Source organism: Enterobacter sp. ECC-219 (assembly GCF_043966805.1).
Classification (GTDB): domain Bacteria; phylum Pseudomonadota; class Gammaproteobacteria; order Enterobacterales; family Enterobacteriaceae; genus Enterobacter; species Enterobacter cloacae_N.
This window is the reverse complement of record NZ_CP143680.1, coordinates 4,932,120-4,953,246: the sequence shown is the minus strand read 5'-3', so window position 1 is coordinate 4,953,246 and position 21,127 is coordinate 4,932,120. Positions and strand designations below refer to the sequence as shown.

Sequence of the window (21,127 nt, the reverse complement as noted above, 5' to 3'; positions counted from 1 at the left end):
CATCCCATCTGAGAGGCGGACTTTTCCTCCTGATGATCATGCTCCCTATCACCATCACTCGCAAAGCCAGTGACGATAAGTTGTACATCTTTGCTGATCGCAGTGCCTACACTTGTGATGTTGTTAACTGGTTTCAGTCCCGTGCCCCTTGGAAAAAGAGGCAATCAATATTAAGTTGCGCTGAAATGACCCCACCCACCCAAAAAAGTAGTAAGCAAAAAAGTGGGTCATTTGGTGGGAATGGATGTAAATGTGCTGATTTTTAATTGTAATTACTGCAACCGAAGCAATGCAGAATGTGTAGTAAAAATACGGTTAGAACGTCAGCTGTGCGGGGTAGTTCCATTTCCCTGCCACTCGCTAAGGGTCGGGTTGATATGCATATTGAAATGTCGGTGAAAGAGAAGGGCTTAAGCAGCTGACTGATGATTTTGAAATGGAATGAATCTATTAACAAAATGGATGTTTATTGCACCACTATGTGATTGCAGGAATTGGTGAATTATCTGAAATGCGTACATGCTGTGCACATCGTAGTAGCTTTCGGGTCACTGTAACACTAAGGAGCGTTATTGCCAGAGCCAGAAAATTAATTGTGATACGATCTTTGTTACACATCTTGATTCTACAGCTAAAATTTGGTGGCCCCTGCTGGACTTGAACCAGCGACCAAGCGATTATGAGTCGCCTGCTCTAACCACTGAGCTAAGGGGCCGTGGCGGTGAATTATAAAGTAACTCCCCGCAGCAATCCAGCCATTCATTCCTGCTTGCTGTTTTTATAAACAACGCATAATCAATCCTTTATACTTCACTCACGATGTATCGATCGGGAGTAAAGATGATCAACGATATTCTTGCACCAGGCCTGCGGGTGGTGTTTTGCGGTATCAACCCAGGAAAGTCCTCTGCGCACACCGGTTTTCACTTTGCCCATCCGGGAAATCGCTTCTGGAAGGTGATCTACCAGGCCGGGTTTACCGACAGATTACTCAAGCCGGAAGAGGAACAGCATCTGCTGGATACACGCTGCGGTATTACCATGCTGGTCGAGCGGCCTACGGTACAGGCGAGCGAGGTCAACCTGCATGAGCTGCGCAGCGGCGGGCGAGAGCTGGTAAAGAAGATTGAAGACTACCAGCCGGCCGCGCTGGCGATCCTCGGCAAGCAGGCCTACGAGCAGGCGTTTAGCCAGCGTGGAACGAAGTGGGGCAAGCAGAGCATCATGATTGGCGTTACGCAGGTGTGGGTGCTGCCGAACCCGAGCGGGCTCAACAGGGCGACGCTGGATAAGCTGGTGGAGGCGTATCGGGAGCTGGATGAGGCGCTGATGGTGCGGGGGCTTTAGCTCCTCTGCGGCCTGATACCCTCACCCTGGCCCTTAGCCCACAGGGAGAGGGAATAAACAAAAAAAAGCTCCCGATTGGGAGCTTTTTCACTGTCAGGACAGATTAGTCGTCCAGGAAGCTACGCAGCACTTCAGAGCGGCTTGGATGACGCAGCTTACGCAGCGCCTTCGCTTCGATCTGACGGATACGTTCGCGGGTAACGTCGAACTGTTTACCCACTTCTTCCAGCGTGTGGTCGGTATTCATGTCGATGCCGAAACGCATACGCAGAACTTTTGCTTCACGGGCGGTCAGGCCAGCCAGAACGTCGTGCGTCGCGGCACGCAGGCTCTCGGTGGTCGCAGAGTCCAGCGGCAGCTCGAGGGTGGTATCCTCGATGAAATCACCCAGATGCGAATCTTCATCGTCACCGATTGGCGTTTCCATGGAGATTGGCTCTTTGGCGATCTTCAGCACTTTACGGATCTTGTCTTCTGGCATCAGCATGCGCTCGGCCAGCTCTTCCGGCGTCGGCTCGCGGCCCATCTCCTGCAGCATCTGACGGGAGATACGGTTGAGCTTGTTGATGGTCTCAATCATATGCACCGGAATACGGATGGTGCGCGCCTGGTCTGCGATAGAGCGGGTAATCGCCTGACGGATCCACCATGTCGCGTAAGTGGAGAACTTGTACCCACGACGGTATTCAAACTTATCTACCGCTTTCATCAGACCGATGTTGCCTTCCTGAATCAGATCCAGGAACTGCAGACCGCGGTTGGTGTATTTCTTGGCGATAGAGATAACCAGACGTAAGTTCGCCTCAACCATCTCTTTCTTGGCACGGCGGGCTTTCGCTTCACCGATGGACATGCGACGGTTGATGTCTTTAACCTGCTCGATGGTCAGGCCGGTCTCTTCTTCAATCTGCTGCAGCTTCTGCAGACCACGATAAACATCGTCCTTCACGTCGTGCAGTTTTTCAGACCACGGCTTGTTCATCGCGATAGCCGCGTTGAACCAGGTTTCGCTGGTTTCGTTGCCGGTGAAGAGGGTGATGAAGTTCTTCTTCGGCATTTTGCACTGCTCAACGCACAGCTTCATGATGATGCGTTCCTGGGTACGTACGCGATCCATCATCACGCGCATGCTGTTAACCAGGTAGTCGAACTGTTTTGGCACCAGGCGGAACTGTTTGAATACTTCAGACAGCTTCAGGATCTCTTCCTGAGCGGCGGCATGGCTGCGGCCTTTCGCTTTGATGGCGTCACGCGTCACTTCGTACTGGGTGCGCAGCTCGGCAAACTTCTCACGCGCCAGTTCCGGGTCGATGCTGTTGTCATCGTCCGCGCTGTCGTCGTCTTCTTCCTCATCTTCGTCTTCGTCGTCATCCATCTCTTCCTGAGACAGTTCAGAACCGACATGAGTGGCGGTAGGCGCCATATCTTCTTCAGCGTTCGGGTCGACAAAACCGGTGATCAGGTCAGACAGGCGCGCTTCTTCCGCTTCAACGCGATCGTACTGCTCCAGCAGATAGGTGATCGCTTCCGGGTATTCGGCAACAGAGCACTGTACCTGGTTGATCCCGTCTTCGATGCGTTTTGCGATGTCAATTTCGCCTTCGCGGGTCAACAGTTCAACGGTACCCATTTCGCGCATGTACATGCGGACCGGGTCAGTGGTACGCCCGATTTCAGATTCCACGCTGGACAGTACCTGTGCAGCAGCTTCTTCCGCATCTTCGTCAGTGTTGTTGGAGGTTTCAGCCAGCAACAGATCATCGGCATCCGGTGCTTCTTCCATCACCTGAATGCCCATGTCATTGATCATTTGGATGATGTCTTCGATCTGGTCTGAATCGACGATATCTTCCGGCAGATGGTCATTGACCTCGGCATAGGTCAGATAGCCTTGCTCCTTACCGCGTTGGACAAGAAGTTTCAGCTGTGACTGCGGGTTTTGCTCCATAAGACGGTATCCACACTTAATTCGTTTGATTGGTGTCGGCGATGGGGCTGCCAACCTTTAAAGCGAGGGCGTACTTATATTTTTGCCGCTGCCTCTCAGTGCGGCTGCCGGGGGCTTCCCGATCGATATTCGGCACTTAAGCCGTTAAATACTGTTGTCTTTGACTTATTTCTTCGCCAGTTCCTGGTTAATCATCCAGAGCTCCCGGCGTTCTTCGCTGCTTAAGCCGTGCGTGCGCTCGCGAGCTATCAACTCTTCCTGGCGCAGCTCAAGCATCGAATCAAACATATGGTTGAGCGAGTCGGTGAACGTTTTTTCTGCAATGTCCTTATCAGCTATATCGTCCCACATCGACAATTTTTCAAGGGTAGCGGCCTCTTTTGTGCCGCGATAATGTTCTAAAAGTTGTCCGGTGGTCAGACCTGGCTGAGACAAACACGTGTTGACCAGTTCTGAAAATAAGCCAAGCCCGGGCAATTTTTCGTGGTTCAAACCCGCCAGCGACGGCACCTGCGGAGCAAGCTCGGGGTTTTGCACCAGTAACCCTATCAGTATACGCATGGTTGTGCGTTTTAGCTGAGGCGCGGGGCGAACCGTGCCGTTTTCAGCCTGTTTAGGCATTAAACGTTCAAGCTGGCTGTCATCCAGAATGCCGAGCTTGTTGCCTAACTCCTGACGCAGATAGATGCGCAGCGTTTCGCCGGGCACCTGGCTGATTAACGGCAGCGCTAGCGTACTGAGCTGCGCGCGCCCGTCAGGGGTACTCAAATCAACCTGCGGCATCAGGCTGTTAAACAAAAATGTGGAGAGCGGCTGAGCCTGCTCCATCCGCGCTTCAAACGCCGCTTTGCCCTCTTTACGCACCAGCGTATCCGGGTCTTCACCGTCGGGCAGGAACATAAAGCGTAGCTGACGCCCGTCGGTCATATACGGCAGCGCGGTTTCCAGCGCTCGCCAGGCGGCGTCGCGTCCAGCGCGGTCACCGTCGTAACAGCAGATGACGTTGTTGGTCACCCTGAACAGCAGTTGAATATGATCGGCGGTGGTGGACGTACCTAGCGACGCAACCGCGTAGTTGATGTCGTACTGCGCCAGCGCAACGACGTCCATATAGCCTTCGACGACCAGAAGACGCTGAGGTTCCGCGTTATCCTGCTGCGCCTCATAAAGACCGTACAGCTGGCGGCCCTTATGGAAAATATCGGTTTCCGGAGAGTTGAGGTATTTCGGCAGGGCATCACCCAGCACGCGACCACCAAAACCAATCACCCGGCCACGCTTGTCGCGGATCGGGAACATCACCCGTTCACGGAAGCGGTCGTAGCTTCGTCCCTGGTCGTTGGTGACCAGCATGCCTGCGTCGATGAGAGATTTACGATCTTCGCTATTGCCGCCAAAACGCTTTAACACGTTGTCCCAGCCGGGCGGGGCGTAACCAATAGCGAAACGCGCAATCACATCGTCGCTCAGTCCGCGCTTGTTCAGATACTGACGCGCAGGCTCAGCCGCAGAGTGCTTAAGAGACTGTTGGTAAAACGAATTCAGGCCATCCATCAGTTGATACAGCGTTTGCCGTTGATGGCGCTCGATCTGACTTGGCCCACTGCCTGCTTCATACGGCACTTCAAGGTTATGCATCGCCGCCAGCTCTTCGACGGTTTCAACGAACTCGAGCTTGTCGTAGTTCATCAAAAAATCGACGGCATTACCGTGTGCGCCACAGCCGAAGCAATGGTAAAACTGCTTTTCACCGTTTACGGTGAAGGAGGGGGTTTTTTCGTTATGGAACGGACAGCACGCATGGTAGTTCTTGCCCTGCTTTTTCAGCTTTACCCGCGCGTCGATGAGATCGACGATGTCGGTTCTGGCGAGCAGGTCATTGATGAAAACGCGTGGGATTCTTCCGGCCATATGCCCCAAAAATTTAAGCGACTTATAAACGAAAACAAGCCGCGCATTCCTTCCGGAAGCACGGCCTTACGACTACTACTCTGTCTGTCAATTGAGGGTGTTGACCCTCAAGAGATTAGTACAGACGAGTACGGCGTGCGTTTTCGCGAGCCAGTTTCTTCGCGTGACGTTTCACAGCGGAAGCTTTAGCGCGCTTACGTTCGGTCGTTGGTTTTTCATAAAACTCACGACGACGAACTTCAGCCAGAACACCTGCTTTCTCGCATGAACGTTTGAAGCGACGCAGTGCTACGTCGAACGGCTCGTTTTCACGTACTTTAATTACCGGCATGTAACTCTCACCTTTAATAAATTCGGTTTGCCGCTGGCATCAACGCCAGCTTATTTCAAAATGGTGCGGAATTTTACTGCAAATGCTGCTGCTTTGTAAAGCACCGATGCGATTTTGAAAGGGACTTTAATAAGGGTGAGGAGTATACACGAGCCTTCCTCCTGGGGCGAACAAAGTTTTACATCAACCCGCCCAGGCTCTACACTGCGCGGTATTGAAACGAGGTAAAACAAGTCATGCGTGTACTGGGTATTGAAACATCCTGCGATGAAACCGGCATCGCCATTTACGACGACGAAAAAGGGCTTCTGGCCAACCAGCTGTATAGTCAGGTGAAATTGCACGCTGACTACGGCGGCGTCGTGCCGGAACTGGCCTCTCGTGACCACGTGCGTAAAACGGTTCCCCTGATTCAGGCGGCGCTGAAAGAGGCCGGATTAAGCTCAACCGATATTGACGCCGTGGCCTATACCGCGGGGCCGGGCCTGGTCGGTGCGCTGCTGGTTGGCGCGACGGTTGGCCGGTCGCTGGCCTTCGCGTGGGATGTTCCGGCCATTCCGGTTCACCATATGGAAGGGCACCTTCTGGCACCTATGCTGGAAGAAAATCCGCCTGAATTCCCGTTTGTGGCGCTGCTGGTCTCGGGTGGGCATACCCAACTGATTAGCGTAACGGGCATTGGCAAGTACGAGCTGCTGGGCGAGTCGATCGACGATGCCGCCGGTGAAGCCTTCGACAAAACCGCCAAGCTGCTGGGTCTCGATTACCCGGGCGGCCCGATGCTCTCGAAAATGGCGTCACAGGGAACGGAAGGGCGCTTTGTCTTCCCGCGTCCGATGACTGACCGTCCGGGGCTGGATTTCAGCTTCTCCGGGCTGAAAACCTTCGCGGCGAATACCATCCGCAACAACGACGACAGCGAGCAGACCCGCGCCGATATCGCCCGCGCGTTTGAAGATGCGGTGGTGGACACGCTGATGATCAAGTGCAAGCGCGCGCTGGATCAGACCGGCTTTAAGCGTCTGGTGATGGCGGGCGGCGTCAGCGCTAACCGCACGCTGCGCGCGAAGCTCGCCGAGATGATGCAAAAGCGCCGCGGGGAAGTGTTCTACGCGCGTCCGGAATTCTGTACCGATAACGGCGCGATGATCGCTTACGCCGGAATGGTGCGCCTGAATGCGGGTGCAACGTCCGACCTGAGCGTGTCCGTGCGTCCGCGCTGGCCGCTGGCGGAACTGCCGGAGGCGTAATCCCCCTGACCCTCTCCCCACAGGGGAGAGGGAAATTTACAACTACATCCGCAGCATCCCTTTCTCTTCCAGAAACGCAATAATCGTCGCTAAACCGTCTCCCGCTTTAAGATTGGTAAACGTCCAGGGACGCTCGCCGCGCATGCGGTTAGTATCGCGCTCCATCACCTCCAGCGACGCCCCCACGTACGGCGCGAGGTCGGTTTTGTTTATCACCAAAAAGTCGGATTTGGTGATCCCCGGTCCGCCCTTGCGCGGAATTTTTTCCCCTTCGGCAACGTCGATCACATAGATGGTCAGATCCGCCAGCTCCGGGCTGAAGGTGGCGCTCAGGTTATCGCCGCCGCTTTCAACGAAGATCAGATCCAGATTGCCGAACTTCTCGCTCAACGCTTCCACCGCCGCCAGGTTCATTGAGGCATCTTCGCGGATGGCAGTATGCGGACAGCCGCCCGTCTCCACGCCCACGATGCGCTCCGGCTCCAGCGCGCCCGCCTCGGTGAGGATGCGCTGATCCTCTTTGGTGTAGATATCGTTGGTCACCACCGCCAGGTGATACGTGTTGCGCATTGCCTTGCAGAGCGCTTCCAGCAGCGCGGTTTTTCCCGACCCTACCGGGCCACCCACGCCCACGCGCAGGGGATGTTTGTAATCAGCCATGTTGACTCCTCAGGAACGGAATAGTCGTGAATATTGGGTTTCGTGGCGCGCGGAGGCGATGGCGGAGAGCGGCGTTGCTGCCCCCAGCGCGTCGTCGCGACGTAAAAATGCCTGTTCAAAACCAGCGGCGTAGTGGTCGCTCAGCTCGATAATCAGCTGCTGCGCGGCCTGTTGCCCAAACGGCACCAGCTTGACGCCCGCCATCACCGCGCTCTCAATCCAGCTGTAGCCGAGGCTCAGCGCCAGCTCATGCGCGCCAATGCCCCAGCGAACGCCAAGCCACGCCATGCCGCAGAGCTGGCTCTGCGCAAACAGCGACAGCCACTCTGCCGGGCAGTCCGGCTCCCAGCTTTTAACCAGACGGGTAAAGGCCGCCCCGCGGTTGCGCTCCTCTTCGCGCAGCTCGCGCGTTTCCCGGCAGGCGAGAAGGTATGCCGTCCAGCGTTTTGCACTTGTAAGATCGCTACGCTCACAGGCCTGATAAAGACGGATAAACAGCGGCAGATCGACGCAGAAAAAGCTCTGCTCCATCTGCTGAATTTGCCAGCGTTTAAAGGCCCCGGCGTCGGTTACCCAGCCCGCCTCAACGGCCCACTCCAGTCCCTGTGACCAGGTAAACGACCCGACCGGCAGGCTGCTGCTGGAGAGCTGCATCAGGCGCAGCCTCTGGCGGGCGTGCTCCATCAGCTCATCAGCGCCAGCAGGGCGGAGACGATCAGCCCGCCGCCGAAGGTTTTACGCAGGCCGTCGTGACGGCGAAGCAGCAGCCCTGCGGCGAAACTGGCGCACAGCACCGTGGCACTGGCGAACATAAAGCCGCTGGTGAAGAGCCAGAAGTTGTGGCCGGACATCTCCACGCCGTGCGCCCAGCCGTGGAACATCGCCAGGGCAGGCACCGCCAGCAGCAGGCGGTTTTCAGCTTTAAACATCATCACGCCGCAGACCGCCAGCGAGGCGATAATCAGCATCTCCATGCCGCTGAAGCCGCCGAGCAGGTTGCCCGCAATGGCGCCAACGAGCATCATGCCGAGGGTGGCAAACGGCAGCAGGAGCTTGCGGCCGCTCAGCGCCGAGAGCACGCCGGCGCCTGCCAGCATCAGCAGGTGATCGAGCCCGGTTAGCGGGTGGAGAAAGCCGGCCTGAAAGCTGTCGGCACCGTGGCCGGGATGGGCGAGCGCCGGTACGGAAACGGCCAGCAGAAACAGCGGTAAATACTTGCGCATTAGGAGTCCTTAATGTGAATGAGCGTGAGAATGGCTGTGGCTGTGGGCATCGCTGGCGTACGCGCCCGCTTCCGGTTCAAATGGCAGGCTGGCGTAGGTTACGTCCAGCCCGAACTGGCGCAGCATGTTGTCGAGAACGTGGTCGTGGTGATAGCGAAGCTCGCCGGGCATGACCTGCAGCGGCACGTGGCGGTTGCCCAGGTGGTAGCAGGCGCGGGCCAGCAGGAACGGGTCGGCGCAGCGCACCACGGAGACGGACTCAGCCGCTGCGATCACTTCGATCACCTCACTGCCGTCGTCGGTGGTCAGCAGGTCGCCCCCGCGCAGCAGCAGGCCGCGCGGCAGCATCAGCCCGGCTTCGCGCCCGTCGTTCAGCGACACGCGGGCGCGGCTTTTCACCCGCACGTCAATCGGCAGCGTGACGCTGGCGGTGATCGGGTGCGCGTGGTCCAGGCGTTGGGTTAAATAGATCATCATCACTCCTCAAAACAGGAAATAGCGTTGCGCCATCGGCAGAACGTCGGCCGGTTCGCTGGTTATCAGTTCGCCGTCGACGCGCACCTCGTAGGTTTGTGAGTCGACGGTGATGTTCGGCTGTAAACCGTTGTGGATCATGTCCGCCTTTTTCACCGTCCGGCAGCCTTTCACCACCGCGGTGGCGCTCTGCAGGTTGAGCTGCTGCGGGATGCCGTTCGCACTGGCGGCCTGCGAGATAAACGTCAGCCGTGTGGCGTGGCGCGCGGCGCCCAGCGATCCAAACATCGGACGGTAATGCACCGGCTGCGGCGTAGGGATCGAGGCGTTGATATCACCCATTGGCGCACAGGCTATCATCCCGCCCTTGACGATGGTGGCGGGCTTGACGCCGAAGAACGCCGGGGACCAGACCACCAGATCCGCAAGCTTGCCCGCCTCAATCGAACCGACTTCGTGGGCGATGCCGTGGGTGAGCGCCGGGTTAATGGTGTACTTGGCGACATAGCGCTTCACGCGGAAGTTATCGTTCTCGCCCGTCTCTTCCGGCAGCGCGCCGCGCTGGACCTTCATGCGGTGTGCCACCTGCCAGGTGCGGATAATCACTTCCCCGACGCGCCCCATGGCCTGTGAATCTGACGAGGTGAGCGAGAACGCGCCGATGTCGTGCAGCACGTCTTCCGCGGCGATGGTTTCCCGGCGAATGCGCGATTCGGCAAACGCCACGTCCTCGGCGATATCCGGATCGAGGTGATGGCAAACCATCAGCATGTCGAGATGCTCGTCGATGGTGTTCACCGTGTAGGGCAGGGTCGGGTTGGTGGAAGAGGGCAGAATATTCGGGTGCGCGCAGGCGGTGATAATATCCGGCGCGTGGCCGCCGCCCGCGCCTTCGGTGTGGAAGGTGTGGATGGTGCGCCCGGCGATAGCTGCCAGCGTGTCTTCGACAAACCCGGACTCGTTCAGCGTGTCGCTGTGCAGCGCCACCTGAATATCCATCTCTTCCGCGACTTCCAGCGAGCAGTTGATCGCCGCAGGCGTCGCGCCCCAGTCTTCGTGGATCTTCAGCCCGATGGCGCCCGCGGCGATCTGCTCGCGCAGGGCATCCGGGTTGGAGCCGTTACCTTTGCCGAGCAGGCCGATATTCACCGGCAGCGTATCGGCAGCCTGCAGCATGCGAGCGATATACCACGGCCCCGGCGTACAGGTGGTGGCGTTGGTGCCCGCCGCCGGTCCGGTGCCGCCGCCGATCATGGTGGTGACGCCGGAGACCAGCGCCTCTTCCGCCTGCTGCGGGCAGATCCAGTGGATGTGGGTGTCGATCCCGCCGGCGGTGACGATCTTCCCCTCGGCGGCAATCACTTCCGTCGCCGCGCCAATCGGGATCGTCACGCCAGGCTGAATGTCCGGATTCCCGGCTTTACCGACGGCAAAGATCCTTCCGTTCTTCACGCCGATATCGGCCTTCACGATCCCCCAGTGATCGACGATCAGCGCGTTGGTCAGCACCAGATCCACGCAGGCATCAGCGGTCATCTGCCCCTGGCCCATGCCGTCGCGGATCACCTTCCCGCCGCCGAATTTGACCTCTTCGCCGTAGATCGTGAGATCGTCCTCCACTTCTATCCACAGCTCGCTGTCTGCAAGCCGGACCTTATCGCCGGTGGTGGGGCCGAACATGTCGGCATAGGCCTGGCGTGAAATGTCAGCCATGTTTCACCTCGCCCATCACCTCGCCGCGAAAGCCAAAAATGCGCTGCGCGCCCGTCACCTGAACCAGCGTCACTTCCCGCTTCTGGCCGGGTTCGAAGCGCACGGCAGTACCCGCCGGGATGTTTAGCCGGTAGCCTTTGGTGGCTTCCCGATCGAACTTCAGCGCCGGATTGACCTCGTAAAAATGGTAGTGCGATCCGACCTGGATCGGCCTGTCGCCGTGGTTTTCGACAACCACGCGTTGGGTTTCCCGCCCGACGTTAAAGCTGATATTGCCCGGTTTGATCTGATATTCACCTGGGATCATCACGCGCTCCTTAGACGATCGGGTTATGGACGGTGACGAGCTTGGAACCGTCCGGGAAGGTGGCTTCGACCTGAATATCCGGGATCATTTCCGGGACGCCCTCCATCACCTGATCGCGCCTCAGGACGTGGCGGCCCGCCTCCATCAGCGAGGCGACGGTTTCGCCATCGCGGGCGCCTTCCATAATGAAGGCGCTGATCAGCGCGACCGATTCCGGGTAGTTGAGCTTTACCCCGCGCGCGAGGCGGCGTTCGGCAACCAACGCGGCGGTGAACAGCAACAGCTTGTCTTTTTCTCTGGGAGTCAGTTCCATAACGTTTCTCTTATGTCTGCCAGATGCGCGGCGAACAGGCGGTTTTGGTTGTGAGAAGCGGGCGAAGCGACTGCCAGATGTCGCGCATCACCCGCTGGCAAATAAGGTTGTCGTGGGAGAGAAAACGCACCGACAGCAGGTCATCGGTAAGCGTTGCCCCGGCATAATTTTCCAGCGGGGCGAGCAGCGCGCGCACCGTGTCGAGATGTTCTTCCCGGGCCGGATAGAACAGCAGCGTGCCGATCCACGGATGCCCGCCGACGGGCGTGAGATCGCCGTTGCTAAGATGCTGGCGCTCAATCAGGCGCGGCTCGTCGTCGACCCAGATTTCAAGGCGGCTCTCCATCGTGCCGTGGCTGAAGGTCTCACCGATAACCGGGCGACCCAGACAATACAGCTCCCACGCCAGCAGCGTGCTGGAGGCCTTCAGGTGAAAAACGGAGCGCAGCGCGGCGTTCGCACCGGGGAAGATAATGGTGTCCTGCGGCAGCCACTCCAGCGTGGCGTCGTTATCAAGGTAAAAGTGCTGGCTCAGACGCGCCTGCGGGCCGCGGCTGCGGTAGAACTTGCTGGCGCCGGGCATGGTGATAAGCGCGTGGCTTTTGGCATCGAGCCGAACGGAAATGTCCAGCGTATCGCCCCCCACGACGCCGCCGGGCGGGTGCAGCAGGTAAAGGTGGCACGTTTCCCCTTCAGGGTAAAACGGCCGCTGAACCGTAAGCGGCCCGACGTGGTGAGCGGAGTGCAGGAGGGTTTTCTCAGGGGCGTGACAAAACTGCAGGGCAAGCGACGCCTGCCAGCCTTTATACGTATTATCAGTGACCTGAGCTGCTAACATGCTGCATCCATCTGCTCACCATCGGGGTCGTTTCAGTATGCCCTGGCGGAAATGAAGGCTGTCATATGAGTCGCTTATGGATAGAGGAAATAAAAAAGCACGGCCCGGGGCCGTGCTCAGCGTGAAGCATGACGATCCTATTTCAGGTGGTCATGCAATGCTGCACCTGCCTGCTCAAGGGCGACTTTAACCGTCGGCTCCTGGCTCAGCGGGTTAAGCAGGCCGTAGTCGTGGATCATGCCGTTATAGCGCGTGACGGTCACCGGGACGCCAGCTGCATCCAGTTTACGCCCGAATGCTTCACCTTCATCCCGCAGAACGTCCAGCTCAGCTGTCTGAATCAGCGTTTCCGGGAAGCCTTTCAACTGTGCACTCGTGGCGCGAAGCGGAGAGGCAAGGATATTGTTGCGATCGGCAGCGCTGGTGGTGTAGTTATCCCAGAACCATTTCATCATGTTTTTTGACAGGAAATAGCCATTTTCGAACTGGTTATACGAGGCAGTATCAAAGTTCGCATCGGTAACCGGCCAGAGCATGACGTTGTAGCGAATCTTTGGCCCATTGAACTGTTTGGCCTGCAGCGCCACCGAAGCCACCATGTTGCCGCCCACGCTGTTACCCACCAGACCCAGACGGCTACCGTCCACGCCGATTTCCTGGCCGTGCTCGGCTACCCATTTTGTCGCCTCATAGGCCTGATTGATTGCTACCGGGAAATGGGCTTCAGGTGACGGGGTGTAATCAACGTAAACCGCTGCGGCGCCTGATGCGCGAACCAGATCGCGGATCAAGCGTTCGTGGGTTGGGTAATCACCCAGCACCCAACCGCCACCGTGGAAGAACATAAAGACGGGGAGCGCGCCGCTGGTGTTTTCAGGTTTCACTATTTTCAGTTTTATGGCCTGGCCATTTACCTGGATCGTTTTCTCAGAAACCTGAGCGGGTGGCAGTTTGGCACCTTGTTGTGCGCCAATCAGTACCTGGCGGGCCTCCTGCGGGGTCATCTGTTCCATCGGTTTCCCTTTGCCAGAGTTCAGGACATTAAGAAACGCCTGTACGCCTGCGGTCGGGGCCGGAGCATTGATGGTTTGGGCGGATGCCGCTGCTGACGCGAAGACGGAAGAAACGAGAATGGCGGTTAATGTTTTCATGGTGGTACCTCTTTTAACGTATTTGATTGGATATATAAGTAGTGTGCTATTTAGTTGTTGGTGTAATACTTGCGCACAAGATACTTTTGGTCAAACATTATTTATAATTTTTTTTAGACAACAGATTCAGGTTGATAGAAAAATGAAAGAAAACAAAACATTAGATGATTTACTGTGTTTCTCGCTGTACTCGGTAACCAATGCCTTCGTGCGCCAGTACCGCCCCCTGCTGCAGGATATGGATCTGACCTATCCGCAATTTGTTGTTTTGATGGCACTTTATGAGAAAGACAACATCCCGCTTCGCGATCTCAGCGATAAGACGTTTTTTGATTCGGGCACATTGACCCCGCTGGTTCAGAAGCTTGAGGCAAAAGGATTCCTCAACCGTATCGCGGTTGTGGGGGATGAAAGGATGAAAAATGTCGTACTGACCGATAAGGCGAAAGAACTGAAAAAACGGGTGATGGCGCTGCCGGACCTGATTCGCTGCAGCATGCGGATGAGTGATGATGAGCTTGAAATGCTAAAAAAACTCTCCCGGACGCTGCTCGACGATTTGTAAAAACCCTTCGGTGGGGGTGAACCCACCGAAGCGATGTGTCGTTACCGGTAGTCCTCCGCATCCACGTCATAGCCGGACGGCTCCCAGCGGATCGCCAGCAGCGACGCCAGGCCGATAAACGGCGCCAGCGCAATCACCCAGAACACGGCAGTGTCGAGAGACGCAACCAGCAGCGGGAACAGGAACAGCGACAGCGTGGAGCTGCTGCGCATCAGCGTCTGGTTGAGGCCCACGCCCACGCCGCGCAGCGAGGTCGGGTAGCTCAGCGAGGCGAACGTCATGGTATGCGCGCCCGGGCCAAATCCCTGACCGAACAGGAACAGCGCCAGCATCGCGACGGCAAGCCCCCCTTCATAAGCGCCTTCAGGGCGGCCAATCAGCGCCAGGCCAAGCAATGCGACAAGCTGGCAGGCATAACCCGCAAGCGACATCCGCCAGGCGCCGAAGCGCGGCACGTAGCGTACCGCCAGCAGTCCGCCGACGAAGGCAAACAGCAGGTTAAGCACCAGTGAAATGAGAATGGTGGTGAGCATCGACTGCACAAAGAAGCTGGAGATGATAACCGGCAGGCCAAACGCCACGGCGTTATAGGCAAACGACGAGACGACGGAAAGCAGCGTGGCGAGCGTCGTGCGGCGTAAGTATATGCCCCGGAACAGGTTCAGATAGTTCGACCATTTCGCTTTATTCACCACAGGTGCAGGCTGGCTGAGCGCATCCTGCGGCACGTGGGCATTGATGTTATAGGACTGGCGTAAAATCGACGCCGCCTCCTTCAGGTTGCCCTGATTCGCCGCCCAGACCGGAGATTCGCTCATATAGCGGCTGCGAATGGCGATAATCACCAGCGCGGGCACCGCGCCAAAGCCGAGAATCAAACGCCACAGCCAGTCGCTGTGGCTCTCCGGCAGCGCGGCGTAGAAGAACAGCACCAGCAGGTAGGAGACGCTGATGGCGGCATACCAGGTGGGGCACCACATCGCGACGCTGGAGGCCTTATTTCCCGGGCCTTTCAGCCTGGCGAACTCACTGAGAAACGCCATCGCCACGGGAAGATCGATCCCCACGCCGAGCCCCATCACGAAGCGGGCGCCCGCGAGCACATATTCGTTCGGGGCCAGCGCGCAGGCGATGGCTGCCACTACGAAGAACACCATATCAGCCATAAAAACGCGGTAGCGCCCGATTTTATCCGTGAGGTAACCGCCGAGCAGCGCCCCAACGATAGCGCCAAAGGTAATGGCCGACGCTACCATGCCGGTGCCTGCGGGAGTTAAATTGAATTCGCGGGTAATGTCCTTGATGCCAAACGCCAGCGCGCCGAGATCGTAGGCGTCGAGAAAAATACCGCCCAGCGCGATACCCACCACGATACGGGCGTTGGCCCGGCCCTGAGAACCGTCGTTAACCAGACGTGAAACGTCCGATGCGCTGCGCACCCACTGGATGTCGCCATCCGGGGCGCTTCCTGCCGTTGAAAGGGGAGTTGTATCTGTGATTTCTGCCATTTTTCTTTTTGTGTGGTTGTGTTGTGTCTCTAACAGTTACCACAGGCAGAAGGTGACCAAAATCACATTTGGTTATAAGGCATAACGAACGCTTTATTTAGCGTCTTTCTTCTTGCGCTTGAGCTTAGTCCAGATCTTGGTTTCCTGACGACGCCACAGGCGCTGAATATTGTCGTGATGGCGCAGCAGGATCAGGCAGGAGAGCATTGACACCGGGAAGGTGAACTGGGGTTTGAACCACCAGACATAGAACGGAGCGATCAGCGCGCTGACGATAGCGCCCAGCGACGAGTAGCCGCTCAGAAGAATGGTGAGCAGCCACGTCCCGGCCATTACGCCGGTGAGATCCCAGCCGATAGGTGCAATCGCACCGAAGGCCGTCGCAACGCCTTTTCCGCCTTTAAAACCAAAGAAAACGGGCCAGATATGGCCGACGCAGGCGGCGATGGCGATAAGACCGAGCCAGAACGGCGTAACGCCCAGCGCATAGGCGCCCCAGACGGGTAGCATCCCTTTCAGAACATCAAAAATCAAAACCGCTACGGCTGCTCCCTTGCCGCCAATTCGAAGCACGTTGGTCGCTCCCGGATTCCCGGAACCACTTTCACGCGGGTCAGGTAACCCGGCAATGCGGCAGACCAGAATGGCGCTGGAGATTGAGCCGCAAAGATAGGCGAGGAGGATCATTCCAGGCGCGATTGCACTCATAACGCTGTTCCGTTTTGAAAATGTATCTGTATTCTCAGCATCTGTGGATAATACGCATAATTCACCGGAAGTGGTATCCGGTTTAGCCAAAAAGCAGGCAGGTCGTGATGGATATTGTATTTATAGAGCAACTTTCGGTAATCACCACAATTGGTGTTTACGACTGGGAACAGACCATCGAGCAGAAACTGGTGTTCGATATCGAAATGGGATGGGATAACCGCAAATCGGCAAAAAGCGATGACGTGAATGACTGTCTGAGCTATGCCGACATCAGCGAAGCGGTCATCGGCCACGTGGAAGGACAACGTTTTGCGCTGGTGGAACGCGTGGCGGAGGAGGTGGCGGAACTGCTGCTGACCAAATTCAACTCACCGTGGGTACGCATCAAGCTGAGCAAGCCGGGTGCGGTCGCGCGCGCGGCCAATGTGGGCGTGATTATCGAGCGTGGCACAAATCTGAAAGGAAAGATTTAACGTCATAATTGCTAAACCATTTTAGGTTATATCGGTCTTAAGGCTGTATCTTTCACGGTTGTCCGCGTGGACACCGTTTTTTATATCTTTTTTTAGGGGTTTATAGATGAGCGATATGCACTCGCTGCTGGTGGCGGCAATTCTGGGTGTGGTCGAAGGATTGACGGAGTTTTTGCCGGTTTCCAGTACGGGCCATATGATTATCGTTGGCCATCTGCTGGGCTTTGAAGGCGATACCGCAAAGACGTTTGAGGTGGTGATTCAGCTGGGCTCGATTCTGGCGGTGGTGGTGATGTTCTGGCGCCGTCTGTTTGGCCTTATCGGCATTCATTTTGGCCGGCTGCCGCAGCGCGAAGGTGAGGGCAAAGGCCGCCTGACGCTGATTCATATCCTGCTCGGGATGGTCCCGGCGGTGGTGCTGGGGCTGGTATTCCACGACACCATTAAATCGCTGTTTAACCCGATTAACGTCATGTACGCGCTGGTGGTGGGCGGCTTCCTGCTGATTGCCGCGGAAGTGCTGAAGCCAAAAACCCCGCGTGCGGAAGGTCTGGACGATATGACCTATCGCCAGGCGTTTATGATTGGCTGCTTCCAGTGTCTGGCGCTGTGGCCGGGCTTCTCCCGTTCAGGTGCGACCATTTCAGGCGGGATGCTGATGGGCGTAAGCCGTTACGCGGCTTCCGAGTTTTCGTTCCTGCTGGCGGTGCCGATGATGATGGGCGCCACCGTGCTTGATGTCTATAAAAGCTATCACTTCCTGACGGCTGGCGACATTCCGATGTTCGCCGTCGGCTTCATCACCGCGTTTATCGTGGCGCTGATTGCCATCAAAACCTTCCTGCAGCTGATTAAGCGTATCTCGTTCATTCCGTTCGCGATCTACCGCTTTATCGTCGCTGCTGCGGTGTACGTGGTCTTCTTCTGATGACGGGTTGCCCTCACTCTTTCGGCTGAGGGCAACGTTTTTCCTTCCACGCCGCTACCGCATCAATCCGCCGTTTCGTCAGCTCCTCGCGAATCTCCGGGCCTTTAAACCCTGCCTCAACCACATCTTTCGTTGGCACCGCTTTTGCGACTTCCCACGCTTCGCGCAGCAAACGCCCCTGCGGGTAATCGGACGCTTCAAACCCGGTACGGCCGCGAACGTCGGCTTCACTGGTCAGCGCAATCTGCTCGACGCGCTGCGGCTTGCGCCAGGCGTCGATATTATCGAACAGCTTCACGATGGTGGCGGGCTTCAGGATCGGGAAGGTGTGGATCAGGTCATGGAACTCGGCCACCAGTTTCGCCAGGTCACGGATCTCGTTCGGCACGCGCAGGCGCAGGCATAGTCCCTCGACCAGCTTCACCCCTGCCGGGCCGTGCCCGTGGTGGCGTGGCCAGAACTCTTTCGGCGTTAAGCCTTTGCCGAGATCGTGGCACAGGGTGGAAAAGCGCACGTCCACGTCAGGGCTGAGCATGGCTGCCATGCTCAGGGTCATCAGCGTGTGCACGCCGGTATCAATTTCCGGGTGCCATTTCGCCGGCGCGGGGACGCCAAACAGCGCGTCGATTTCCGGGAACAGCACCTTCAGCGCGCCGCAGTCGCGCAGGACCTGGAAAAAGACCTGCGGGTTGCGGGTGGTGAGGGCATTTTCCGTCTCTTTCCAGACGCGCTCCGGCGTCAGGTGTTCCAGTTCTCCCGCCTCGGTCATGGCCGTCATCAACGCCATCGTCTCATCGGCAATACGGAAGCTCAGATGGGCGTAACGCGCGGCAAAACGCGCCACGCGCAGAACGCGGAGCGGATCTTCAGAAAATGCCGGGGAGACGTGACGCAAAAGACGGTCGCGCAGGTCATCCTGCCCGCCGTAGGCGTCAATGATATGGCCGTTTTCGTCCTGGGCCAGGGCGTTAATGGTGAGATCGCGGCGAAGCAAATCCTGCTCGAGCGTCACATCCGGCGCGGCGTAGCAGGTGAAGCCCGTATAGCCGGAACCGGATTTCCGCTCGGTACGCGCCAGGGCGTACTCTTCCCGGCTTTTCGGGTGCAGAAACACGGGAAAATCGCGGCCTACCTGCTGGTAGCCCGCGTCGAGCATCTCTTCCGGGGTGGCACCCACCACCACCCAGTCTTTATCTTTGACCGGCAGACCTAACAACGCATCACGTACCGCACCACCGACCAGATAACTCTTCACGCCCAACACTCCCGTTTTCTCTTTTCGCAAGATAATACGTAAGTCTGGCAGAGAAGACGAATTAGTTCATCCAGCGGTCTTTACGCTTGCGGCTTGGGATCAGATGCGGCAGGACCAGGCCCAGCACCAGACCTACGCCCAGTACGCCGCCGCCATACATAAACCACTGCATGATAATGGTGCGCTGTTTGTCATCAAGCTGCAGGTTCGCGGCGTTCACTTTTTTCTGAGCGACGATCAGCTCGTTTTTGAGCTTTTGATTCTCTTCTTTAAGACCGTTGATCACGCCGTCGCTCTGCGCCACTTTCTGCTGCATTTCGGCGGTGCGCTGGTTCCAGGTCCCGTCGATGTTGTTCAGCTTGTCGGTCAGCGTCTTCACCTGGTTTTCCAGGTCCGGCACGCGGGTGCGCAGGCTTGGCACGGTGCTCAGCTCTTTCATCGGGATCCAGGAGGTACGGCCGGAACTGTCGCGAACCTGACCGTAATTGGTCTCCGCGTTGGTCTGTAACAGGGTGACTTCCTCGCCGGCATTCACCGTACCCACGAGGCGATAATTATCTCCGGGGCCACTGCGTACCCAGGTGTTCAGTTCGTCAGAAACGTAACGCTTCTCTTCAGCGTGCACTGCGGTTGCGGCGCTAAAAGCGAGTAAAGTAAGTCCAATCAGGCGTAATTTAAGCATCATTAGTCGTTATTTTCATAAATAGTGGAACGATAGTAGTGGCAACAGTGTCTCTACGCAAAGCATTCGTCAGCAATCAGAATCATCTGTGTCACGACTCTACACATTTACGCCCGACAAATTGCTCATTGCATGGCAATTTGGCGCAAAATACTATGTACTGACAAATAAATGGCGAGGAAGTTCGCCCTCATTGACGCGTCTGTGACGCCCGCAAAAGTACAAGGCTATGGCTCAGGAAATCGAATTAAAATTTATCGTCGAAAAAGACAGCGTTGACGCGCTCCGTCAGCATCTGAATACGCTCTCCGGCGAGCACCATGAACCCGTACAGTTGCTCAACATCTACTACGAAACGCCGGACAACTGGCTGCGCAACCACGATATGGGGCTGCGCATCCGCGGCGCGCACGGGCGCTACGAGATGACGATGAAAATCGCCGGCCGCGTGGTCGGCGGTTTGCATCAGCGCCCGGAATATAATATCGACATCAGTAAGCCAGAACTTGAGCTGGAACGTTTCCCGGCGGAAGTCTGGCCGGAAGGCGAACTGCCCGCCACGCTGGCAACACAGGTGCAGCCGCTGTTCAGCACCGATTTCGCTCGCGAGAAATGGCTGGTGACGGAAGGCAAGAGCCGCATTGAGATCGCGCTGGATTTAGGCGAGGTGAAGGCGGGTGAGAGCCTGGAACCGATCTGTGAGCTGGAGCTGGAACTTCTGGAAGGGGAGGCGAGCGACGTGCTGAAGCTGGCGCGTAAGCTGGTAAGTCAGCCGGGATTACGTCAGGGCAGCCTGAGCAAAGCGGCGCGCGGCTACCACCTGGCTGCCGGAAATGCGCCACGCGTGCTGCGAGAGACCCCTATTCTGCGCGTCGTGCCGAAAGCCAGCATTGAACAGGGCATGGAAGCGGCGCTGGAGCTGGCGCTCTCTCAGTGGCAGTACCACGAAGAGCTGTGGGCGCGTAACGTGAAAAATGCCAAAAAACAGGTGCTGGCCGCCATTGGCCTGGTGCGTCATACCCTGACGCTGTTTGGCGGTATCGTACCGCGTAAAGCAAGCGCTCACTTACGCGATCTGCTGACCCAAACCGAGACGCTGCTGCTTTCCGACGTATCGGCGCAAACCGCGCTTTACAGCCCGCAAAATACCGCGGCAAAACTGGCGTTGACCGAATTTCTGGTGACGCGCGGCTGGCGCACCTTCCTGGATGCAAAAGCGCAGACCAAAATCGCGGATAACTTCAAACGCTTCGCGGATATCCATCTTTCCCGCCACGCCGCCGAGTTGAGAACCACCTTCGCACACCCGCTGGGCGACCAGTACGGCGATCAGCTTCCCCGTCTGGCGCGTAACATCGACAGTATGTTGCTGCTGTCCGGTGCGTATGAGGGCGTGAAGGCGCAGGCCTGGCTGGAGAACTGGCAGGGACTTAAGCATGCCATTGAGACCCGTCAGCAGATTGAGATCGAGCATTTCCGCAACGAGGCCATTTCGCAGGATCCGTACTGGCTGCACAGCGGAAAACGTTAATTCTGGCA

General features: G+C 57.2%; 22 protein-coding genes and 1 tRNA gene. 6 read left to right on the top strand and 17 right to left on the bottom strand.

The window, feature by feature from the left end; genetic code table 11:
• Nucleotides 1-639: 639 nt before the first annotated feature.
• A tRNA-Ile gene (locus V1603_RS23495) sits at nt 640-715 on the bottom strand.
• 125 nt (nt 716-840) lie between these two features.
• On the opposite strand from V1603_RS23495, the gene mug reads away from it, so the two are divergent.
• A complete protein-coding gene (mug, locus tag V1603_RS23490; protein WP_116342131.1) occupies nt 841-1,347 on the top strand; it encodes a G/U mismatch-specific DNA glycosylase in 507 nt (168 codons plus the stop codon).
• Between the two features lie 103 nt (nt 1,348-1,450).
• Here mug and rpoD read toward each other — a convergent pair whose 3' ends face one another.
• The 3 genes from rpoD to rpsU all read right to left on the bottom strand — a co-directional run bounded on the left by rpoD (nt 1,451) and on the right by rpsU (nt 5,537).
• Nucleotides 1,451-3,295: an RNA polymerase sigma factor RpoD gene (gene rpoD, locus V1603_RS23485; protein WP_395313334.1), complete on the bottom strand. Its 1,845-nt coding sequence runs from the start codon at nt 3,293-3,295 to the stop codon at nt 1,451-1,453.
• Between the two features lie 165 nt (nt 3,296-3,460).
• A complete protein-coding gene (gene dnaG, locus V1603_RS23480; RefSeq protein ID WP_192982747.1) occupies nt 3,461-5,206 on the bottom strand; it encodes a DNA primase in 1,746 nt (581 codons plus the stop codon).
• A gap of 115 nt (nt 5,207-5,321) precedes the next feature.
• Nucleotides 5,322-5,537 carry a 30S ribosomal protein S21 gene (gene rpsU, locus V1603_RS23475; RefSeq protein ID WP_001144069.1) on the bottom strand — a complete coding sequence of 72 codons (216 nt, stop codon included), beginning with the start codon at nt 5,535-5,537 and terminating at the stop codon, nt 5,322-5,324.
• Between the two features lie 236 nt (nt 5,538-5,773).
• Here rpsU and tsaD point away from each other — a divergent pair, with 236 nt between their 5' ends.
• Nucleotides 5,774-6,787, top strand: a complete 1,014-nt coding sequence (gene tsaD / locus V1603_RS23470) for a tRNA (adenosine(37)-N6)-threonylcarbamoyltransferase complex transferase subunit TsaD (protein ID WP_024906472.1) — start codon at nt 5,774-5,776, stop codon at nt 6,785-6,787.
• A 42-nt stretch (nt 6,788-6,829) separates the two neighbouring features.
• Here the strand turns inward: tsaD and ureG are convergent, their stop codons facing one another.
• The 9 genes from ureG to V1603_RS23425 all read right to left on the bottom strand — a co-directional run bounded on the left by ureG (nt 6,830) and on the right by V1603_RS23425 (nt 13,466).
• Nucleotides 6,830-7,447, bottom strand: coding sequence for an urease accessory protein UreG (gene ureG, locus V1603_RS23465; RefSeq protein ID WP_166712386.1), 618 nt, complete (start codon nt 7,445-7,447; stop codon nt 6,830-6,832).
• 9 nt (nt 7,448-7,456) lie between these two features.
• Nucleotides 7,457-8,131 carry an urease accessory protein UreF gene (locus tag V1603_RS23460; protein ID WP_116342129.1) on the bottom strand — a complete coding sequence of 225 codons (675 nt, stop codon included), beginning with the start codon at nt 8,129-8,131 and terminating at the stop codon, nt 7,457-7,459.
• Nucleotides 8,131-8,670, bottom strand: a complete 540-nt coding sequence (locus V1603_RS23455) for a HupE/UreJ family protein (protein WP_233002785.1) — start codon at nt 8,668-8,670, stop codon at nt 8,131-8,133. Before V1603_RS23455 ends, V1603_RS23460 begins: the two co-directional genes overlap by 1 nt.
• Nucleotides 8,671-8,679: 9 nt before the next feature.
• A complete protein-coding gene (gene ureE, locus V1603_RS23450; protein WP_116342125.1) occupies nt 8,680-9,144 on the bottom strand; it encodes an urease accessory protein UreE in 465 nt (154 codons plus the stop codon).
• A 9-nt stretch (nt 9,145-9,153) separates the two neighbouring features.
• Complete coding sequence (gene ureC / locus V1603_RS23445) at nt 9,154-10,857, bottom strand: urease subunit alpha (protein WP_233002786.1); 1,704 nt, start codon at nt 10,855-10,857, stop codon at nt 9,154-9,156.
• Complete coding sequence (locus V1603_RS23440; RefSeq protein ID WP_221551810.1) at nt 10,850-11,164, bottom strand: urease subunit beta; 315 nt, start codon at nt 11,162-11,164, stop codon at nt 10,850-10,852. Before V1603_RS23440 ends, ureC begins: the two co-directional genes overlap by 8 nt.
• 10 nt (nt 11,165-11,174) lie before the next feature.
• The gene (locus V1603_RS23435) at nt 11,175-11,477 is read right to left on the bottom strand and encodes an urease subunit gamma (protein WP_006811999.1); all 303 of its coding nucleotides are present in this window, start codon (nt 11,475-11,477) and stop codon (nt 11,175-11,177) included.
• A gap of 10 nt (nt 11,478-11,487) precedes the next feature.
• Nucleotides 11,488-12,315 carry an urease accessory protein UreD gene (locus V1603_RS23430; protein WP_233002787.1) on the bottom strand — a complete coding sequence of 276 codons (828 nt, stop codon included), beginning with the start codon at nt 12,313-12,315 and terminating at the stop codon, nt 11,488-11,490.
• A 137-nt stretch (nt 12,316-12,452) separates the two neighbouring features.
• Entirely contained in the window at nt 12,453-13,466 is a 1,014-nt protein-coding gene (locus tag V1603_RS23425) for an alpha/beta hydrolase (protein ID WP_395313333.1), read from the bottom strand.
• Between the two features lie 142 nt (nt 13,467-13,608).
• On the opposite strand from V1603_RS23425, the gene V1603_RS23420 reads away from it, so the two are divergent.
• Complete coding sequence (locus tag V1603_RS23420; protein ID WP_233002789.1) at nt 13,609-14,031, top strand: MarR family winged helix-turn-helix transcriptional regulator; 423 nt, start codon at nt 13,609-13,611, stop codon at nt 14,029-14,031.
• A 41-nt stretch (nt 14,032-14,072) separates the two neighbouring features.
• Here the strand turns inward: V1603_RS23420 and V1603_RS23415 are convergent, their stop codons facing one another.
• Both V1603_RS23415 and plsY read right to left on the bottom strand, forming a co-directional pair.
• Entirely contained in the window at nt 14,073-15,539 is a 1,467-nt protein-coding gene (locus V1603_RS23415; protein ID WP_395313332.1) for an MFS transporter, read from the bottom strand.
• Nucleotides 15,540-15,632: 93 nt separating this feature from the next.
• On the bottom strand, nt 15,633-16,247 hold the full coding sequence (plsY, locus tag V1603_RS23410; RefSeq protein WP_061097029.1) for a glycerol-3-phosphate 1-O-acyltransferase PlsY: 615 nt from the start codon (nt 16,245-16,247) through the stop codon (nt 15,633-15,635).
• A gap of 107 nt (nt 16,248-16,354) precedes the next feature.
• On the opposite strand from plsY, the gene folB reads away from it, so the two are divergent.
• Both folB and bacA read left to right on the top strand, forming a co-directional pair.
• Nucleotides 16,355-16,723 carry a bifunctional dihydroneopterin aldolase/7,8-dihydroneopterin epimerase gene (gene folB / locus V1603_RS23405; protein WP_116342110.1) on the top strand — a complete coding sequence of 123 codons (369 nt, stop codon included), beginning with the start codon at nt 16,355-16,357 and terminating at the stop codon, nt 16,721-16,723.
• A 106-nt stretch (nt 16,724-16,829) separates the two neighbouring features.
• On the top strand, nt 16,830-17,651 hold the full coding sequence (bacA, locus tag V1603_RS23400; RefSeq protein WP_163329704.1) for an undecaprenyl-diphosphate phosphatase: 822 nt from the start codon (nt 16,830-16,832) through the stop codon (nt 17,649-17,651).
• Nucleotides 17,652-17,664: 13 nt separating this feature from the next.
• On the opposite strand, the gene V1603_RS23395 is transcribed toward bacA, so the two are convergent.
• The gene (locus V1603_RS23395; protein ID WP_116342106.1) at nt 17,665-18,906 is read right to left on the bottom strand and encodes a multifunctional CCA addition/repair protein; all 1,242 of its coding nucleotides are present in this window, start codon (nt 18,904-18,906) and stop codon (nt 17,665-17,667) included.
• A 61-nt stretch (nt 18,907-18,967) separates the two neighbouring features.
• The gene (locus tag V1603_RS23390) at nt 18,968-19,588 is read right to left on the bottom strand and encodes a TIGR04211 family SH3 domain-containing protein (protein ID WP_028014457.1); all 621 of its coding nucleotides are present in this window, start codon (nt 19,586-19,588) and stop codon (nt 18,968-18,970) included.
• A gap of 229 nt (nt 19,589-19,817) precedes the next feature.
• Between V1603_RS23390 and V1603_RS23385 the strand changes: the two genes are divergently transcribed.
• On the top strand, nt 19,818-21,119 hold the full coding sequence (locus tag V1603_RS23385; RefSeq protein WP_395313331.1) for an inorganic triphosphatase: 1,302 nt from the start codon (nt 19,818-19,820) through the stop codon (nt 21,117-21,119).
• Nucleotides 21,120-21,127: the final 8 nt, after the last annotated feature.